Here is a 16768-nt window from a genome sequence, read left to right on the forward strand (position 1 = left end):
ACTTTTACACATATGAATAACATTCAGCCAACATATCGTTGGCTTCGGCAATAAGCGCTTCATTGGCAGTTACCTTCAGCAATCGCTCCAGGTAATAAATTAACCGCCGGATCTCCCCGTTGACTTTATACATGAATCCCAGATTATACAGCGTGTCTTCATGGTTGGGAGACATCCAATAAGCTTCGCGAAGCGTATTTATCGCAGCTTCCACCTTCTTCTCCATATATTGGACCATAGCGAGGGTGGTCAGCCACTCTTCATCGTACTCTATGACTTCCTTTAGCGATAAAATAATTTCGCCGGCCTTGGAGTAAAATCCATTCTGAATCAGCGCCGCGATCCCCTTCTTCAAATCGGTATATTCATCCGGCTTCGCCTGTGCGGAATGACCTATGCCAAACCAGCAATCATATATGAATTGCCAAATCAGATCTTGATCCAATTCACTGGGATGCAGAATCATAAGGGGAAGCTGATAAGGCTGCGGCTGGTAGATATCGGTCTCCGTAATTACAATTTCGCTATCCCATAAATCAGAGATGTCAGCTTGATTCTCTACAAAAGAAGTTACTCTCACCTTAAAGTGTGCCTCTATGTAATCCGGTAATTGGATACGAGTAGAGCAGGGGTCTTCCAAGCTAATATGAACTTGAGGCTTGAATAATCTTGTCATTGTGTCTGGCTCTCCTTATTTCTTATGAGCTGATATTGATATTAATATTATCGAATTTATAGGAACAAATTTAAATACCAGAATAAGCGACTTGCAGGTGATCTCTTTGCTGATGAAATAAAGTTGCTGGTAAATCGCAGCAAAAAGAGAACAGCTCAGGCTGTTCTCTTTTTTGGTCGTCTTAGAAACAGGTGAATGAGCTGATCCGATTCAAATCAATGCCAAAATACCCCCAGAAGAAGCCGAACCATCTGAACCCTGCAACCGAAGTGCGTCCGACGAATACGGGATAGAACCAGAATTGCTCGCCATTGTTCAGCCAAATGTAAGTGTTACGGAACAGGCAGCGTCTGATTCCGCCTGGGTCGACGGCAAAAGCGGTTGCCGACATCTGCGGGATGAATTGCGGCGGTGGAGCTGTCGGAGCCTGAACGCCTCCCGGCGCTCCGCCCGGAGTTCCCGGAAATCCTCCCGCTCCTCCCGGTCCTCCTGGTCCCCCCGGTCCGCTTGGTCCTCCTGGTCCTCCTGGTCCTCCTGGAAATCCTCCGCCGATTCCCGGCGTTGGGAAAAACCCCATCTGCAATCGCTCCTTTCAAACGAAGTAGGCACCATTATCCTATGCATTCGCGGAGAGGGCGCTTGGGCGGAACAGCGATCTGTATGGATCATCTTCTCCTGGTTTGACACCGACCCTTCCACCTATTAAAATTCATCATATAAAAATTCCAACAAATTACATTCCTTAACGGAGGCGATGAGATTTGGCAAGAGTGCAGGTAGGTACGGAGAATGGCGCTCCAATCGAGCTCTATTATGAGGATCATGGCAGCGGAAAACCTGTCGTCTTGATTCACGGCTGGCCGCTCAGCGGACGCTCCTGGGAGAAGCAGGTGCCCGCGCTCACAAAAGCCGGGTTCCGGGTGATTACGTATGACCGCCGGGGGTTCGGCCAGTCTTCACAGCCTTGGAACGGTTACGACTACGATACGCTCGCAGCCGATCTGCATCAGCTGCTGCTTCATTTGAATCTGCGGGAGGTGACCCTGGTTGGCTTCTCTATGGGCGGAGGAGAAGTGGCCCGCTATATCGGCAGCTATGGAACCGAACGGGTCTTGAAGGCTGTCTTTGCCGGTGCGGTACCCCCTTATCTCTATAAATCTGCAGAGCATCCCGAAGGCGGAATGGACGATGCCACCATCCAAGATTTCCAGACCGAGGTTACCGAAGACCGCCTGGCCTTCATCGATTCATTTACCACGACCTTTTTTGCAGCAGACGGCAAGACCTCATTAGTCAGTGAGCCCTTCCGCCTGTATAATCGGGATATCGCCGCTTTCGCTTCGCCCAAAGGCACCCTGGACTGCATTGCCGCTTTCGGCCTTACCGATTTCCGCAAGGATTTGGCCAAAATCACGGTGCCGACCCTTATTCTTCATGGCGATTCGGATGTCATTGTCCCCTTGGAGGTCAGCGGCGCCCTTACCCATGAAGCCATCCCGGGCAGTCAACTCGAAGTGGTCAAGGGAGGGCCCCACGGCTTCAATGCGACCCATGCCGCTGAATTCAACGAGGCCCTGATCCGGTTCCTCCAGAGTTAATCCGTCCCGGCAGCCATGCAGACAAGCAGCCAGACCCTCCTGTCCGGAAGGTCTGGCTGCTTTGTCGTCCGCTTTTTAAATAAGGATAAGAATAGATGCCGTTTCCGAGCCCGTAAGCTCCTACAGAGTCGCCGCCTTCTTCCCTAGCGGCACTGCTTCGCGGGCCGGGTCCGCCGCCTCTGAAGCTTCGCCGGCGAGGCCCAGCGAATGCGCCGTGGCCGCCTGCATCTCGCGCAACAGCTCCGGATGCTCCAGGAGCGAGATGCCGTAAGCCGGAATCATCTCTCTGAGCTTCGGTTCCCAGACCTCCATCCGCTCGGGGAAGCACCGGCGCAGCACTTCCAGCATGACGTAGACGGCCGTCGAAGCGCCCGGGGAGGCGCCCAGAAGCGCCGCAATCGAGCCGTCCGCCGCGCTGATGACCTCTGTGCCGAACTGCAGCGTCCCCTTGCCCTGCGCCGTATCCTTAATGATCTGCACGCGCTGGCCCGCCACAACGAGCCGCCAATCGTCGCTCTTCGCATTCGGTACGAACTCCCGCAGCGCTTCCATGCGCTGCTCCTTGGACAGAAGAACCTGGCCGATCAGATACTTGGTAAGACCCATGTTCTTGGCTCCGGCCGCCAGCATGGTGGTCAGATTACCCGGTTTGACGGAGGTAATCAGATCCAGCATCGAACCGAACTTCAGAAACTTCGGCGTGAAGCCCGCGAACGGACCGAAGAACAGCGACTCCTTGCCTGCAATGACCCGGGTATCGAGATGCGGCACCGACATCGGCGGAGCGCCGAGCGCGGCTTTGCCGTACACTTTGGCCCGGTGCTGCGCCACTACTTCCGGCCGTTCGCACACCATGAACAGCCCGCTGACCGGGAATCCTCCGATGCCCTTGCCTTCGGGAATGCCCGATTTCTGCAGGAGATGAAGACTGCCGCCTCCGCCCCCGATGAAGACGAACTTCGCCCGGTGGCGTTCCACAGCGCCGCTGCCGGTATCCCGGATCTTCAGCTCCCAAGAGCCGTCCGGCGTCCGCTTCACGTCCTCCACGTGGCGATAATAGCGAATGTCCACTCCCTGACTCTGGAGATCGTCGAACAGCATCCGCGTCAGAGCCCCGAAGTTGACGTCTGTCCCTGCGTCAATGCGGGTCGCCGCAATCGGCTGATCCGCGGTCCGGTCTTTCATCATGAGCGGCATCCACTCGGCGAGCCGGGACGGATCGTCGGAATACTCCATGCCCTGGAACAGCGGATTGCGCGATAGGGCCTCGTACCGTTTTTTGAGGAAAGCCACATCCTCCGCTCCCTGGACGAAGCTCATATGGGGAACGGGAGCGATGAAGTCCCGCGGATTTTGAATACGCTTACGATTCACCAGATAAGACCAGTATTGCCTGGAGTATTGGAACTCCTCGTTCACCTTGACAGCCTTGCTGATGTCCATCGTTCCGTCGGGCCGCTCCGTCGTGTAGTTCAGCTCGCAGAGGGAAGAGTGTCCCGTTCCGGCATTGTTCCACTCGTTGGAGCTCTCTTCGCCGGCGCCGCCGCGCCGCTCATACACCGTAATTGTCCATTCCGGAACCAGTTCCTTCAGCAGTGATCCCAGCGTTGCACTCATGATCCCGGCACCAATCAGAATCACATCCGTCTGTGTCAATCGATCGCTCATGTTTACCGTCCCTCGCCTTTTATTGGATCATTGTCTTGTGTCTAGTGTATCACTACCGAAGGCAAATTTTAATATTTATCTAAAAAATAGTCTATCCGGCCTGCCTAGGAGCCGAACCGCTGCCTGTATCCGCATTTGCGGCACAGTTCCTCCACCGCTTCCCGCCGGGAGAACCCGTCAACCAGCCGGTTGGCCCGCTCGCTCTCCACAATCTCCGAGAACGGCTGCTCATGGACATTGCCGAGATTCAGGACACCCTCGCCGTCCAGACAGCAGGGCACGACGGTGCCATCGACCAGAATCGCCGCCTGGCTGCGCAGGGCATGGCAGAAGCCGTGTCCGTCGTCTTCCGGAGCCGTCAGGCTCGGCCAGCGAAATTCATGGTCCTGATTCAGATAAATTCGCTCCGCAATGCGCACACCGCTTCCGGGAGCGACTCTCTCCTCAATCCGGTAATCCAGTCCGAACGCCTGCTCCAGCACCTCCAGCGTAGCGCGGTTGCGCTGACGCTGCCGGTTCGTCAGATTGTCCGACGTCAGGTTCCAGAGGCGGAAGGAGATGAGAACGCCCTGGTCCGCAGCCGTCTTCGCAAAATCAATAACGGTCCGCAGGTACCCCTCCCGATTCTCCGACCCGGCGTGTCCGTCGAAGCTGTGCAGCGAGAAGTTCATCTGCCGGAGGGCCGGCTTGCCGAGCAGCTTGTCCGCATTCTTGACGATCAGCGTTCCGTTGGTCGTTATGTTCACCTTGAACCCTTTGGCATGCGCCAGATCCAGCAGTTCATGCAGGCGGGGATGCAGCAGCGGCTCTCCTTTGACATGCAGGTAAATATGCGACGTATGCGGCCGGATCTGATCCAGTATGGACGCGAACTGTTCGGTGCCGATAAACTTGGCCTGCCGCTCCGTCTGCGGGCAGAAGCTGCATGCCAGATTGCAGACGCTGGTAATCTCGATATAGACCTTCTTGAAGGTCTTGAGCACCGCCGTTCCCCGCATTGCTTGGCGGATCATTCTGCCCACCGGTCCGCCGCGTATTTCAGGCCGATCTGCTTCCGGGCTTCCTCCATAATCTCCGATACCACCAGCGAACAGGCATGCGAATTGACCGCGCTCTGCCGCTCGCCTTGACGGATCAACCGGATGAATTCCTGAATTTCATAATACATCGGCTCGAACGTCTGCGGATGGGACAGCACCTCGGTGCTTCCGTCGCGGTAACGGATCTTGACCTCATACGGCTGGTTGATCTTGTCGATCACCATCGTTCCGTTCTCGCCCTGGATTTCAGCGGGAAGGTAGGAATCCGTGATTTTGGAATACGACACGACCGCATCCATATCCGGGTACCCCATAAGAATGCTGCCCTCGCCGTCCACCCCTGACCCGAGCATAACGCCGACAGCCTTGACTGTATCCGGACGCCCGAACAGAACCGCCATCGGATACAGGCAGTATATGCCCAGATCCATCAGCGCACCGTTGGAGAACTCCGGTCTGAAGGCATTCATTACATTGCCCTGAAGATAGGCATCGTAACGGGACGAATACTGGCCGTAGCTTGCACAGTAGCGGCGAATTCGGCCCAGCTTGTAGAGGTTATCCTTCACGACGCCGAAGTTCGGCATCAGGGTAGACTTCATCGCCTCCATGAACGTTACGCCGCTGCGCTCTGCCGCTTCAATCATCGCCCGCAGCTCATCGCTGTTGGAAGCCGCCGGCTTCTCGCACAGCACATGCTTGCCGTGGTTCATGCAGAGAATGGCCTGCTGCGCATGCAGCGAATTGGGGCTTGCAATATAAACAGCATCCACCTCGGGGCTCGCCGCCATATCCGCAAGATCCGTATAGATCGAAGCGCCCGCATACTTCTCCGCGAAATCCCGGCCCTTCTCCTCGCTTCGCGAATATACGGCCGAGAGCACGAACTCTTCATTCTCCAGCGCAGACTGCACGAACCGGTCCGATATCCAGTTGGTCCCGATGACTCCGAATCGAATTCTCATAAGACTCTCCCTCTTTATCTGGTATCTTCACACAGAAAGAAACGGCGAACGCTCTCTGCGGCGGCACCGTTTCTGCTATGGTTATCCTCTCGTTATCCAAAAAATTCGATCAGCCGGGCCGTAACCTCGGCTTTGTCATTGTCCACTGTCGTCTGCACCTGCGGCAGCTCGGACAGAGCGGATATCGGCGCCGGGAATTCCTGGCGGATATCCAGCAGCGAGATCGCTTCGTCGAACTTCGCCGGATGCGCCGTTGCGAAGGTAATGCCGATCTCCCCGGCTCCGTTATGGGCCTCGTAGGCGGCTACGCCGCAGGCCGTATGCGGATCGAGCAGATAGCCTTTCTCCCGGCTGTACTTCGCGATCGTCTCCAGACAATCCCCGTTCGTGACGCCAAGCGCCGCAAAGTCGGCCTGTACCCGCCGAAGCTCCTCGCCCTCCGCTGCAATCCGGCCTTCGTTCTGAAGCTCCTTCATGCGTTCCGCTACCGCCGCGCCGTCTTCATTCAGCAGATAATACAAGTAGCGCTCGAAGTTGCTCGCCACCTGAATGTCCATCGACGGGCTGTGCGTCTGGGCGAATTCCCCCGGCTTGTACTCGCCGGTCTTCACGAACCGCTCCAGAATATTGTTCTCGTTCGTGGCAATAATCAGCTTGCCGATCGGCAGCCCCATCTTCTTGGCCAGATAACCCGAGAAGATGTTCCCGAAGTTGCCCGAAGGCACGCTGATGTTGACCGTGCGTCCCTTCGCCTCTTCGGGCAGCTGCAGGAAGGCGTGGAAGTAATACACCGTCTGCGCCAGAATGCGGACGAAATTGATCGAGTTGATGGCCCGAAGGTGGTATTTGGCCTTGAATTCCAAATCGCCGAACAGCTCCTTGATGATCCGCTGGCAATCGTCGAAATTGCCTTGGACGGACAGGTTCAGCACATTGGCGTCGTCCACGGTCGTCATCTGGAGTTCCTGCACCTTGCTGACCTTGCCGTTCGGGTGCAAAATGCAGATCTTGATGCCTTCTTTGCCGCGTACGCCGGCAATCGCCGCCGCTCCGGTGTCGCCGGAGGTCGCGCCGAGAATATGGATAATTTCGCCGCGGGTGCGGGAGATATAGGAATACAGCTCGCCGATGAATTGCAGCGCAACGTCCTTGAACGCAAAGGTAGGCCCGTGGAACAGCTCCAGCACATACAGAGAATCGTCGATACGGCGCAGCGGCGCCACCTGCGGATCGCGGAACGACGCATAACTCCGGTTCACCAGTTCTTTCAGATCCTCTTCCGGAATTTCACCGTTCGTATATAAGGAGAATATCTTCAGGAACAATTCCTGAAAGGACAAAGAACGCCATGCTTCCAGTGTCTCCGCGTCCACAGCCGGAATCTCCGCCGGAACGAGCAGCCCTCCGTCATCCGCGAGCCCCATAAGGACCGTATCGATGAAGCCGATTCCCTTCACGTTGCCTCTAGTGCTGATATATTCCACGCTTATCCCCCCGATTAGCCACTTTTTAACCCCTATATTAACACGTTTATGCACTAAAGTCCGCAAAATCTGTTCATTGATCTGTTCAGCGGCGGAGATCCTGCTGAAGCTCCTTCCAGACAGTCTTGTTGCTGTATTTCTTCTCCACGCTGACGTCTGTCCCGAACCAGTCGGGCGGCTGGAAGCTCTCCGCTTCCTCCAGCGATCCGAACTCCACTTCCACGACCATCAGGTTCAGCTGGCTGTACAGATCGATCTCGACCGTAACATCCCCCCATTTGCCCGTGTGCCGCTCCTTCAGCAGGGGAACCGCCCGCACCGCATCTACCATCTGCTTATAGATGCCTGCCGTGATCGAGACTTCCACTTCCTCCCTGCTGATGCCGAGCCCGTTCTTGAAGGTGTGGGTATACACCGTCTCCCCGGTGTCCCGGTCGGTGATTTTGCGGACCCGAAGCTCCTGGGGACCATCGATGGCGAGATAAGTCTGTTCCATCGCTTCCCGGCTCTCGATCCGAAGCTGCCCTTCGTCGATCAGCCGCTGCGGATATTCCGGCAGCAGGAATTTGCGTTCAATCTCCTGTCCCATTGTTCTTTGCCTTCTTTCTCCGGCCGCTAAGGCGCGTATAATGTCGAATGTGTCGGATTCAACCATTGTATGTGGAGGACCCGAGGAAGTCAATGCAGGCTCCCGCCCGTTACTTTGCCCCGAATGGCCTCATCTGCGATCCGCCCGATCATCCGGCTGTCCAGGCTGTCCATGCGGTTGTCGCCCAGTACATAGTAGCCGGCCGTACCCGTTGAAGACTTCCCGCTGGGGTCATCCGTATTCTCCGCTTCATCCGTTTCCCGCGCCTGCGCTCCGAGATAAGGTTCTTCCAGCACCTTCCCGTCAATCCATACCGTCCCTCCCCGGATTTCGACGCGTTCTCCCGGAAGACCGATGACCCGCTTGATATAAGACTTTCCTTCTGCCTGGAACAGAATCAGATCCCCCCGCCGGACATCGTGATTCTTATAGTAGCGTTTGTCCACCTTGATCCGTTCTCCTGCATGAAGAGCCGGTTCCATGGAAGAACCGTCTACCGTATAGACCGCCGTACCCGAGAACACAGACAGAATCAATGCCGTCATCAGCATCGTCAGGAACTTCATCTCTGACACGCTCCTTTTTTCTATTCTTTCCTATACTCTATCACGGCATGAGGGGCTTTAGTGTACGCGCCGCTCCGTTTTTTGCTACAATAGAAGAATCGGCGCCGCGGGGCGCCAGTTCACACAGACGGAGGCAGGCGGCGTGAATTACATCGTACTGGACATTGAATTCAACGGGCGGAAGTTCGCCAGTGAGCACCCCATGGAGGTCATTGAGATCGGCGCCGTGCGGCTGAATGATTCGCTGGAGATTGTCGATGAATTTTCTTCCCTCATTAAGCCCATATATTTCTCTACCCTCAATTCCTTCATTCGCAAAAAAACCGGGATCCCGCAGGAGGATATCGACGTCGCTCCCCGTTTCCCGAAGGTCATGGCCGCATTTCGCCAATGGCTGGACGCCTGCCCGGGCGATACCCTCTTTCTCACCTGGGGCGGCGAGGATATGAAACGGATCATCCAGGATGTGCGGATGCACAAGCTGGATGAGGCTTACTGGATGGAGGCTCTTTACTTTGATTTGCTCAAGGGCCTCGTCCGGGCCCGCGGTCTTAAGAACGACGTCAGCGTCGAGAGCGCCATGGAACTGCTGGGCCTCTCGCCCGAAGGCTCTGCGCACCGGGCGCTGGACGACGCGCGCATGACGGCGGACATATTTCGCGCCCTGTTCGGCGAACTGGATTTTGAGCGCTCACAGCACTATGTGGACACGTTCACCAACGCCAAGGAACGCAAGACGGTCAAGCTCGCGATTAAGGCTATTCAGGCCCAGAAAGTGCAGCCGACCTGGGAGCTTGTAGCCGAACATTATTTTACTGGCAAAGTTTCCATGGACGACCCGCGAAAAGAAGCCGAGCTGCGGGCCATTTTTGAAGCGGAAATGCACAAGAATCCCCGGCAAGGCGGCCCCGCGGGGAGCTAGAACGGAAGCCGGAGAGCTGTCAGTGTCATTCACGCTGACGGCTATTTTCATTGAATTCTCCCTTATCGCTTGACCTTCACGCCGCGTCAACCTGTATTCTGCAGACAAGAGGAGGCGGTCGCCATGGAGTATACCGTACAGAAGCTGGCCAGACTTGCGGGTGTAAGCGCCCGCACTCTGCGCTATTACGACGAAATAGGTCTATTGCGTCCGGCAAGACTCACCTCCTCGGGGTACCGCATTTACGGCTCCCGCGAGGTGAATCTGCTGCAGCAGATTCTGTTCTACCGCGAACTGGGACTTGACCTGGACAGCATCAGCCGAATCGTAACCTCGCCTTCGTTCGACGCTGTGCAGGCGCTGAGGGAGCACCGGGCCAGACTGCTGGACCGAAGACAACAGCTGGATCTGCTGATCGGGAACGTAGAGCGGACTTTGGCGGAACGCGAAGGGAGAATCGGAATGAGCGACAAGGACAGATTTGAAGGGTTCAAGCGCCGGCTCGTTGAAGATAATGAACAGAGTTACGGCAGGGAGATTCGGGAAAAATACGGGGATCAGGCGGTAGACCGCTCCCATGATCGAGTCCTGAATAGGACCGAAGAGGAGCATTCCGCTGCCCTGCGGCTGCAGGACGAGCTGTTCGCTGCGCTGGAAGAAGGCATGGATGAGGGCAGCCCGTCGGACGAAGCCGCCCAGAGAGCGGCAGACCTTCACCGGCGGTGGCTGAGCTTCTATTGGAACAGCTACTCCCAAGAAGCGCATGCCGGCCTGGTCCGAATGTATACGGACGACGAGCGTTTCACCGCCTACTATGACAGCCGCCGGCCGGGGATGACGGCTTTCCTCCGGGATGCTGTGCTGGTCTATACGGCGAAGTAAGTTAGATCTTCTAAGACAAAGACGCGCAGTTCTATCTGCGCGTCTTTGCCCTGTGCCCGAGAGAGTCTTATCCTGTTGTCCGGATGGCTGCGCGCTATCCGGCTCGCCAGACGGTCGCTTCGACCGGCACGAAATTACCCTCCGCCTCCTTGCTATAACCCTGCGCCCAGCAGTTCCAGCGTGCGCCGCACGTCCGGCAACGGAAGCTGGCCCGGAGCGGAAGGGGCTCCTGCCGCCGCGAACGTTACCGCCGAGCCGAACACCTCGCCGGCGATGCGGGTAACGGCGCCCAGTCCCGCCATGGACATCGTAATGACCGGCCGGCCGGGATAGCGCTCCTGCATGAGAACCGTTGCCTCCAGCAGCTTCAATACATCGCGCGGAGCCTGCGGCATAACCGCGATTTTGGGGAGATCTCCGCCAAGCCGAAGCGCCAGCTCCAAGCGGCGAATCATCTCTTCCGCCGGGGGGGTTCCGCCAAAATCATGATTGGACACAATCGTCTTTGCTCCCGCCGAACGAATCTCTCCAATCAGACTTCCAACGGTCTCCTCGCCGCTGCTGAACAGCTCGATATCTACCAGGTCCGCCAGTCCGCTTGCGGCCGCCGCTCGGTTAAGCGCCGCATAATGCCCGGCCGCAATCTCCCGCTGTCCGCCCTCGCGCAGAGACCGGAAAGTGAATACCAGCGGCAGATCGGCAATGGCGGATCGGATTCCTGCCAGAACGGACAACGCGGCCTCCACGCTTGTACAGCCCTCAAAGTGATCGACCCGCCATTCGATCAGGTCCGGCCCCAGCGCAGCTGCGGCGCCCGCTTCTTCCAGCAGGCGTCCGGCCGTTTTTTCGGTCAGCGATACACAGATCTTGGGCTGTCCCTCGCCGATCACCACCCCGCGAACCTGAAGAGCAGAATGCTCCTTGCCTTCAACCAAGCCGTCTGTGGACGCTGCACGTTCCTCCGGCTCCGGCTTTCTTTGTTCTTCCTTCAATCTTCTCACGAGCTCCTCTCTGCCGGCCTTGACTCGCCGCTGCCGCTTTGAGCTTTACAGCCTGCTCTCCGGCTCTTCATACCGTTATCTTTGCTCCTTACCGTACCCCAAATCGCCGCTGATTGCCAGCAAAATCAGCTCAGTGCCTGGCTGAAACCAGCAGTTGCGCAAACGTTTTATCCTAATCTCGCCTGCACAGCCCCAAATGTAACAAAATTATCGCTTGAACTTTATCCAATTTGTGCTAATATAGTATCGAAATCGCTTACAGACGGATTTCTTCCGATGTTTGAGCAAACGTTTGCACCAAGAATGGCTTGGATTTCATTTTGCACTTTTAATTTTGTAAGAAGATTAGGAGGCTTATATCAGTGAGTGAGAAGAAATTGCCAACCGTCGCTTATTTCTGTATGGAGTACGGCCTGCATTCCGATTTCAAAATGTATGCCGGAGGCCTGGGAATTCTGGCCGGGGACTACATTAAGGGCGCCAAGGATATCGACGCTCCGATGATTCCGATCGGTCTGAAATGGAAGCAGGGTTACACCGACCAGAAGATCGACGAGAACGGCAAGCCTTACGACAGCTACCACAACTATGTGTATGATTTCCTCGAAGATACCGGCGTGAAGGTTACCGTTCAGGTCCGCAAGATCAACGTCGTCTGCAAAGTATGGAAGACAGAGCAGTTCGGCAATGTGCCGCTCTACTTGCTGGATACGGACATTCCGGAGAACAGCGATGCTTGGATTACCGGACAGCTGTACGGCTGGTTCGGCGAAGAGCGTATTGCCCAGGAGATCGTGCTCGGCATCGGCGGCGTGAAGGCCCTGCGCGCACTCGGTCTTCATGCCGACGTATACCACTTCAATGAAGGACATGCCGCACTGGCAGCCGTCGAACTGATCCGCGAGAAAATGTCCAGCGGCCTCTCCTTCGAAGAAGCTTGGAAGGCCACCCGCGAAGAAGTCGTATTCACGACGCATACGCCGATTAAAGAAGGCAACGAAGAGCATCCGCTCGACCGCCTGGAGTACATGGGCGCCTTCAACGGTCTGACCCGCGACCAGATGGTCCGGATCGGTGGAGATCCGTTCAACATGACGGTAGCCGGACTGCGCCTCTCCCGCATCTCCAACGGCGTTGCCAAGCTGCATGCCGACACTTCCAACAAAATGTGGAAAGAAGTGGCCGGCCGCTCCCCGATCATTGCCATCACCAATGCCATCCACACGCCGACTTGGGTCGACGAGCGGATCACCAAGGCATACGAGAACGGCGGCGATCTGTGGGCCGCTCATACTGAAGTCAAAGGCGAACTGATCGACTTCATCAAAGAGCGCACCGGCACACAGCTGAATGCAGACAACCTGCTGATCGGCTTCTCTCGACGCGCAGCTCCGTACAAGCGCAGCGACCTGATCTTCTCGAAACCGGAGATCATTGAGCCTTATTTCGAGAGCGGCAAAGTTCAGATCGTCTTCTCCGGCAAAGCGCATCCGCTGGATGACACCGGCAAGCGCATCGTCAGCAACCTCGTTGCTATGATGAAGAAGTATCCGAAGAGCGTCGTGTTCCTCGAGAACTACGACATGACAATCGGTGCTATGCTGACCCGCGGTTCCGATATCTGGCTCAACAATCCGCGCCGTCCGCTGGAAGCGAGCGGCACTTCGGGCATGAAGGCTGCCATGAACGGCGTCCTGAACTGTTCCGTTCTCGACGGATGGTGGCCGGAAGCTTGCCTCGACGGCGAGAACGGCTGGCAGATCGGCGATGGCTTCGAGACTACAGACTTCGCCGTACTGGACGAGCATGACAGCAAGGCTCTCTATGATACCCTGCTGAACCGTGTGGTGCCGACTTACTATGAGAACCGCGCCAAGTGGGTCGAAATGATGCGCAAGAGCATCGAGACGACCCGCGTAGAGTTCGCTACCAAGCGTATGCTCGACGAATACTACGATCTGATGTACATCAACAACAACAAATAAAGCGGTCTATGCCGCCGCTTCAACCGTTCCGCCGCCTTCGGGCGCGGAACGGTTTTTTATTTTCCATAAGTTACCTATTTAGAATTGTTATAAAAAGATATTGCTTTCTTCTTAAAATTCGTTATTATAGAACTTATACTAAATCTAAAATCAATTCATAGAGGTGACTATAATGACGAATTCTTCTGATCGCATGACTACCAGCTGGGGCGCTCCTGTCGGAGACAATCAGCATTCCATAACGGCCGGTTCGCGCGGCCCGACACTGATTCAGGATGTACATCTGCTGGAGAAGCTGGCCCACTTCAACCGGGAGCGCATTCCCGAGCGCGTCGTGCATGCCAAAGGAGCGGGGGCTCACGGTTATTTTGAAGTAACCCATGATCTTACCGCCTATACCAAAGCGGCCTTTCTCTCGCATATCGGCAAACGTACGCCAATGTTCATCCGCTTCTCCACCGTGGCCGGCGAGCTCGGTTCAGCGGACACGGTGCGCGACCCGCGCGGCTTCGCCGTCAAGTTCTATACCGAGGAAGGCAACTACGATCTGGTCGGCAACAATACGCCGGTCTTCTTTATCCGGGATGCCATCAAATTCCCTGATTTCATTCATACCCAGAAGCGGCATCCTCAGACCCATCTCAAGAATCCGACTGCCGTCTGGGACTTCTGGTCGCTCTCGCCCGAGTCGCTTCACCAAGTCACTATTCTGATGTCCGACCGGGGGATTCCGGCTACACTTCGCCATATGCACGGGTTCGGCAGCCACACCTTCAAGTGGGTCAATGCCGAGGGCCAGGCCGTTTGGGTGAAGTATCACTTCAAGACAGAACAGGGCGTTCAGAATCTGGATGTAGACGTAGCGGCCCGCCTTGCCGGCGAGCACCCGGATTACCATACCGAGGATCTCTTCAATGCGATTGCAGCCGGAGACTTCCCGGCCTGGAGACTCTACGTTCAAATCATGCCGGTTGAAGATGCCGATACCTACCGGTTCGACCCGTTTGACGTAACCAAAGTATGGTCTCAGAAGGATTACCCGCTGATTGAGGTCGGGCGGATGGTGCTGGACCGCAATCCGGTCAATTACTTTGCCGAAGTTGAGCAGGCGACGTTCTCGCCGGGTTCCTTTGTGCCAGGCATTGAAGCTTCTCCCGATAAAATGCTTCAGGGCCGTTTGTTCGCCTACTCGGATGCTCATCGTTACCGGGTCGGCCCTAACCATAACCAGCTTCCGATTAACCGGCCCCAGTGCCCGGTTCATAACCACCAGCGCGACGGCGCCATGGCTTATGGCGACAATGGCGGCGCTTCAGTCTACTATGAGCCGAACAGCTTCGGCGGTCCCAAAGAGTCGCCCGAACATCGGATTTCCCCGTTCGAGGTCCAGGGAATGGCTCAGAGTGTTCCTTACGATCAGGATGACTACTACACTCAACCCGGCGACCTTTATCGTCTCCTGAGTCCTGAAGAACGTACCCGACTGATTCGTAACATTGTGGATGCCATGAGACCGGTCGAGCGGGATGACATTAAGCTCCGCCAGATTGGCCACTTCTATAAGGCCGATCCCGAATTCGGTACACGTATTGCTGAAGGATTGGGCCTGACCGTTCCGTCTTTGTAATCCTCTTCTTCCCACTTCCCTCTGTCTTGCTTGAACTCCTCCGCCATTGAGGCGGAGGAGTTATTGGTTTATGCCCATTATGAATTGTCCATATGAGCTTGTTTCTATTAATCCGCCCTTATAGATCTAACCTATGGGATTTATCCTTTTAGGCTTGTTTCTACTTATACGATTCTTCAGCAGACACAAAAAGGCACCTTGCTCAGCAAGGTGCCTAGTCCGTTATACAATTAAGCGGGTGATGGGAATCGAACCCACGCTACCAGCTTGGAAGGCTGGAGTTCTACCATTGAACTACACCCGCGTATAAAACTAAAAATCGGGATGACACGATTCGAACATGCGACCCCCTGGTCCCAAACCAGGTGCTCTACCAAGCTGAGCTACATCCCGTTATTTAATGGCGCGCCCTGAGAGATTCGAACTCCCGACCTTTTGATTCGTAGTCAAACGCTCTATCCAGCTGAGCTAAGGGCGCAAAATGGAGCGGACGACGGGAATCGAACCCGCGACCCTCGCCTTGGCAAGGCGATGCTCTACCGCTGAGCCACGTCCGCTTAAAAGATGGTGCGGTCGAGAGGACTCGAACCTCCACGGGGGGTTAGCCCACACGGACCTGAACCGTGCGCGTCTGCCAATTCCGCCACGACCGCATATCTGATAAAGAGTGAGCCATGAAGGACTCGAACCTTCGACACCCTGATTAAAAGTCAGGTGCTCTACCAACTGAGCTAATGGCTCTTACTGCAAAGAATAAAATTGGCAGGGGATACAGGATTCGAACCTGTGATGACGGAGTCAGAGTCCGTTGCCTTACCGCTTGGCGAATCCCCTACATTCAGAAAAGAAGTTAAATGGGGCGATCGATGGGACTTGAACCCACGAGTGCCGGAGCCACAATCCGGTGCGTTAACCCCTTCGCCACGACCGCCACAACGATAATCGGTGCTGCTTCTTTCCTAACAAAATTTAAATGGCGGAACCGACGGGATTCGAACCCGCGATCTCCTGCGTGACAGGCAGGCATGTTAGGCCTCTACACCACGGTTCCAAGAGGCTAAGGTAAATCAATTGCGGGGGCAGGATTTGAACCTGCGGCCTTCGGGTTATGAGCCCGACGAGCTACCGGGCTGCTCCACCCCGCGTCGTAATCTAAATCATATGGTGGAGGCTGAGGGGTTCGAACCCCCGACCCTCTGCTTGTAAGGCAGATGCTCTCCCAGCTGAGCTAAGCCTCCATATGTGGTGACCCGTAGGGGATTCGAACCCCTGTTACCTCCGTGAAAGGGAGGTGTCTTAACCCCTTGACCAACGGGCCTTGCTATCAGAACGGAGAGAGAGGGATTCGAACCCTCGAGACGCTTTTGGCGCCTACACGATTTCCAATCGTGCTCCTTCGGCCAACTCGGACACCTCTCCAGATGAAGAGTTCCGGAAAGCTTTCGAAGAATCCGAAATTTCTCTCACCACTTTCCGGAATGGAAACTCCCCGAACAGGACTCGAACCTGTGACAACTCGATTAACAGTCGAGTGCTCTACCAACTGAGCTATCAGGGACCATGGTGGGCCCTAGTGGACTCGAACCACCGACCTCACCCTTATCAGGGGTGCGCTCTAACCAGCTGAGCTAAGGGCCCTTCTAGACTATGTAATAGAGACTGCAAAGCTTCCATAAAGGATAGTGCTCTGCTTGGCGGCGTCCTACTCTCCCAGGACCCTTCGGTCCAAGTACCATCGGCGCTGGAGGGCTTAACGGTCGTGTTC

General features: G+C 55.8%; 14 protein-coding genes, 15 tRNA genes and 1 rRNA gene. 5 read left to right on the forward strand and 25 right to left on the reverse strand.

Annotated features, from left to right (window positions below; all coding sequences use genetic code 11):
- Positions 1-4: 4 nt before the first annotated feature.
- Both RBI05_RS15355 and RBI05_RS15360 read right to left on the reverse strand, forming a co-directional pair.
- Positions 5-676 carry a tetratricopeptide repeat protein gene (locus RBI05_RS15355; protein ID WP_310551753.1) on the reverse strand — a complete coding sequence of 224 codons (672 nt, stop codon included), beginning with the start codon at positions 674-676 and terminating at the stop codon, positions 5-7.
- A gap of 181 nt (positions 677-857) precedes the next feature.
- Positions 858-1253, reverse strand: coding sequence for a collagen-like protein (locus tag RBI05_RS15360; RefSeq protein WP_310551754.1), 396 nt, complete (start codon positions 1251-1253; stop codon positions 858-860).
- A gap of 184 nt (positions 1254-1437) precedes the next feature.
- Here RBI05_RS15360 and RBI05_RS15365 point away from each other — a divergent pair, with 184 nt between their 5' ends.
- On the forward strand, positions 1438-2274 hold the full coding sequence (locus RBI05_RS15365) for an alpha/beta fold hydrolase (RefSeq protein WP_150458206.1): 837 nt from the start codon (positions 1438-1440) through the stop codon (positions 2272-2274).
- Positions 2275-2394: 120 nt separating this feature from the next.
- Here RBI05_RS15365 and mqo read toward each other — a convergent pair whose 3' ends face one another.
- From mqo to lepB, 6 genes are all read right to left on the reverse strand, one after another.
- On the reverse strand, positions 2395-3942 hold the full coding sequence (mqo, locus tag RBI05_RS15370) for a malate dehydrogenase (quinone) (protein ID WP_150458207.1): 1548 nt from the start codon (positions 3940-3942) through the stop codon (positions 2395-2397).
- Between the two features lie 104 nt (positions 3943-4046).
- Positions 4047-4955 (reverse strand): radical SAM/SPASM domain-containing protein, encoded by a 909-nt coding sequence (locus RBI05_RS15375; RefSeq protein WP_310551755.1) that lies wholly within the window; start codon positions 4953-4955, stop codon positions 4047-4049.
- Positions 4952-5947, reverse strand: coding sequence for a Gfo/Idh/MocA family protein (locus RBI05_RS15380; RefSeq protein WP_150458208.1), 996 nt, complete (start codon positions 5945-5947; stop codon positions 4952-4954). Before RBI05_RS15380 ends, RBI05_RS15375 begins: the two co-directional genes overlap by 4 nt.
- A 92-nt stretch (positions 5948-6039) precedes the next feature.
- Positions 6040-7431, reverse strand: a complete 1392-nt coding sequence (gene thrC / locus RBI05_RS15385) for a threonine synthase (RefSeq protein ID WP_310551756.1) — start codon at positions 7429-7431, stop codon at positions 6040-6042.
- An 85-nt stretch (positions 7432-7516) separates the two neighbouring features.
- The gene (locus tag RBI05_RS15390) at positions 7517-8020 is read right to left on the reverse strand and encodes a CYTH domain-containing protein (RefSeq protein WP_150458210.1); all 504 of its coding nucleotides are present in this window, start codon (positions 8018-8020) and stop codon (positions 7517-7519) included.
- 89 nt (positions 8021-8109) lie between these two features.
- Positions 8110-8586, reverse strand: a complete 477-nt coding sequence (gene lepB / locus RBI05_RS15395) for a signal peptidase I (protein ID WP_310551757.1) — start codon at positions 8584-8586, stop codon at positions 8110-8112.
- Positions 8587-8728: 142 nt separating this feature from the next.
- Between lepB and RBI05_RS15400 the strand changes: the two genes are divergently transcribed.
- Both RBI05_RS15400 and RBI05_RS15405 read left to right on the forward strand, forming a co-directional pair.
- Complete coding sequence (locus RBI05_RS15400; protein WP_150458212.1) at positions 8729-9508, forward strand: 3'-5' exonuclease; 780 nt, start codon at positions 8729-8731, stop codon at positions 9506-9508.
- A gap of 123 nt (positions 9509-9631) precedes the next feature.
- Entirely contained in the window at positions 9632-10390 is a 759-nt protein-coding gene (locus RBI05_RS15405; protein WP_310551758.1) for a MerR family transcriptional regulator, read from the forward strand.
- Between the two features lie 152 nt (positions 10391-10542).
- On the opposite strand, the gene aroD is transcribed toward RBI05_RS15405, so the two are convergent.
- Positions 10543-11325 carry a type I 3-dehydroquinate dehydratase gene (gene aroD / locus RBI05_RS15410; RefSeq protein WP_310551764.1) on the reverse strand — a complete coding sequence of 261 codons (783 nt, stop codon included), beginning with the start codon at positions 11323-11325 and terminating at the stop codon, positions 10543-10545.
- Between the two features lie 428 nt (positions 11326-11753).
- Between aroD and glgP the strand changes: the two genes are divergently transcribed.
- Together glgP and katA are read left to right on the forward strand one after the other, a co-directional pair.
- Positions 11754-13376 carry an alpha-glucan family phosphorylase gene (gene glgP / locus RBI05_RS15415; RefSeq protein ID WP_310551759.1) on the forward strand — a complete coding sequence of 541 codons (1623 nt, stop codon included), beginning with the start codon at positions 11754-11756 and terminating at the stop codon, positions 13374-13376.
- 172 nt (positions 13377-13548) lie between these two features.
- The gene (gene katA, locus RBI05_RS15420; RefSeq protein ID WP_310551760.1) at positions 13549-15003 is read left to right on the forward strand and encodes a catalase KatA; all 1455 of its coding nucleotides are present in this window, start codon (positions 13549-13551) and stop codon (positions 15001-15003) included.
- Positions 15004-15236: 233 nt separating this feature from the next.
- On the opposite strand, the gene RBI05_RS15425 is transcribed toward katA, so the two are convergent.
- From RBI05_RS15425 to rrf, 16 genes are all read right to left on the reverse strand, one after another.
- A tRNA-Gly gene (locus RBI05_RS15425) sits at positions 15237-15307 on the reverse strand.
- A gap of 15 nt (positions 15308-15322) precedes the next feature.
- A tRNA-Pro gene (locus tag RBI05_RS15430) sits at positions 15323-15396 on the reverse strand.
- 8 nt (positions 15397-15404) lie between these two features.
- Positions 15405-15481: transfer RNA gene (locus RBI05_RS15435), tRNA-Arg, on the reverse strand.
- A 4-nt stretch (positions 15482-15485) separates the two neighbouring features.
- Positions 15486-15560, reverse strand: a tRNA-Gly gene (locus tag RBI05_RS15440).
- A gap of 8 nt (positions 15561-15568) precedes the next feature.
- A tRNA-Leu gene (locus RBI05_RS15445) sits at positions 15569-15656 on the reverse strand.
- A gap of 15 nt (positions 15657-15671) precedes the next feature.
- Positions 15672-15744: transfer RNA gene (locus tag RBI05_RS15450), tRNA-Lys, on the reverse strand.
- Between the two features lie 19 nt (positions 15745-15763).
- Positions 15764-15837 (reverse strand) — tRNA-Gln (locus RBI05_RS15455).
- Positions 15838-15858: 21 nt separating this feature from the next.
- Positions 15859-15934, reverse strand: a tRNA-His gene (locus RBI05_RS15460).
- Positions 15935-15977: 43 nt separating this feature from the next.
- Positions 15978-16054: transfer RNA gene (locus RBI05_RS15465), tRNA-Asp, on the reverse strand.
- Between the two features lie 20 nt (positions 16055-16074).
- Positions 16075-16148 (reverse strand) — tRNA-Met (locus RBI05_RS15470).
- A 17-nt stretch (positions 16149-16165) separates the two neighbouring features.
- Positions 16166-16241 (reverse strand) — tRNA-Val (locus tag RBI05_RS15475).
- Between the two features lie 5 nt (positions 16242-16246).
- Positions 16247-16321, reverse strand: a tRNA-Glu gene (locus tag RBI05_RS15480).
- Between the two features lie 12 nt (positions 16322-16333).
- Positions 16334-16422, reverse strand: a tRNA-Ser gene (locus RBI05_RS15485).
- Between the two features lie 66 nt (positions 16423-16488).
- Positions 16489-16561 (reverse strand) — tRNA-Asn (locus tag RBI05_RS15490).
- 3 nt (positions 16562-16564) lie between these two features.
- Positions 16565-16641 (reverse strand) — tRNA-Ile (locus RBI05_RS15495).
- A gap of 51 nt (positions 16642-16692) precedes the next feature.
- A 5S ribosomal RNA gene (rrf, locus tag RBI05_RS19340) occupies positions 16693-16768 on the reverse strand; the annotation flags it as partial.

It is taken from the genome of Paenibacillus glufosinatiresistens (assembly GCF_031470375.1).
GTDB lineage: Bacteria > Bacillota > Bacilli > Paenibacillales > Paenibacillaceae > Paenibacillus_AQ > Paenibacillus_AQ glufosinatiresistens.

What these genes read in the sequence shown, in the direction of transcription:
- RBI05_RS15355 (WP_310551753.1), bottom strand. Translation starts at nt 676, where the DNA reads ATGACAAGATTATTCAAGCCTCAAGTTCATATTAGCTTGGAAGACCCC.
- RBI05_RS15360 (WP_310551754.1), bottom strand. Translation starts at nt 1,253, where the DNA reads ATGGGGTTTTTCCCAACGCCGGGAATCGGCGGAGGATTTCCAGGAGGA.
- mqo (WP_150458207.1), bottom strand. Translation starts at nt 3,942, where the DNA reads ATGAGCGATCGATTGACACAGACGGATGTGATTCTGATTGGTGCCGGG.
- RBI05_RS15375 (WP_310551755.1), bottom strand. Translation starts at nt 4,955, where the DNA reads ATGATCCGCCAAGCAATGCGGGGAACGGCGGTGCTCAAGACCTTCAAG.
- RBI05_RS15380 (WP_150458208.1), bottom strand. Translation starts at nt 5,947, where the DNA reads ATGAGAATTCGATTCGGAGTCATCGGGACCAACTGGATATCGGACCGG.
- RBI05_RS15390 (WP_150458210.1), bottom strand. Translation starts at nt 8,020, where the DNA reads ATGGGACAGGAGATTGAACGCAAATTCCTGCTGCCGGAATATCCGCAG.
- lepB (WP_310551757.1), bottom strand. Translation starts at nt 8,586, where the DNA reads ATGAAGTTCCTGACGATGCTGATGACGGCATTGATTCTGTCTGTGTTC.
- RBI05_RS15405 (WP_310551758.1), top strand. Translation starts at nt 9,632, where the DNA reads ATGGAGTATACCGTACAGAAGCTGGCCAGACTTGCGGGTGTAAGCGCC.
- katA (WP_310551760.1), top strand. Translation starts at nt 13,549, where the DNA reads ATGACGAATTCTTCTGATCGCATGACTACCAGCTGGGGCGCTCCTGTC.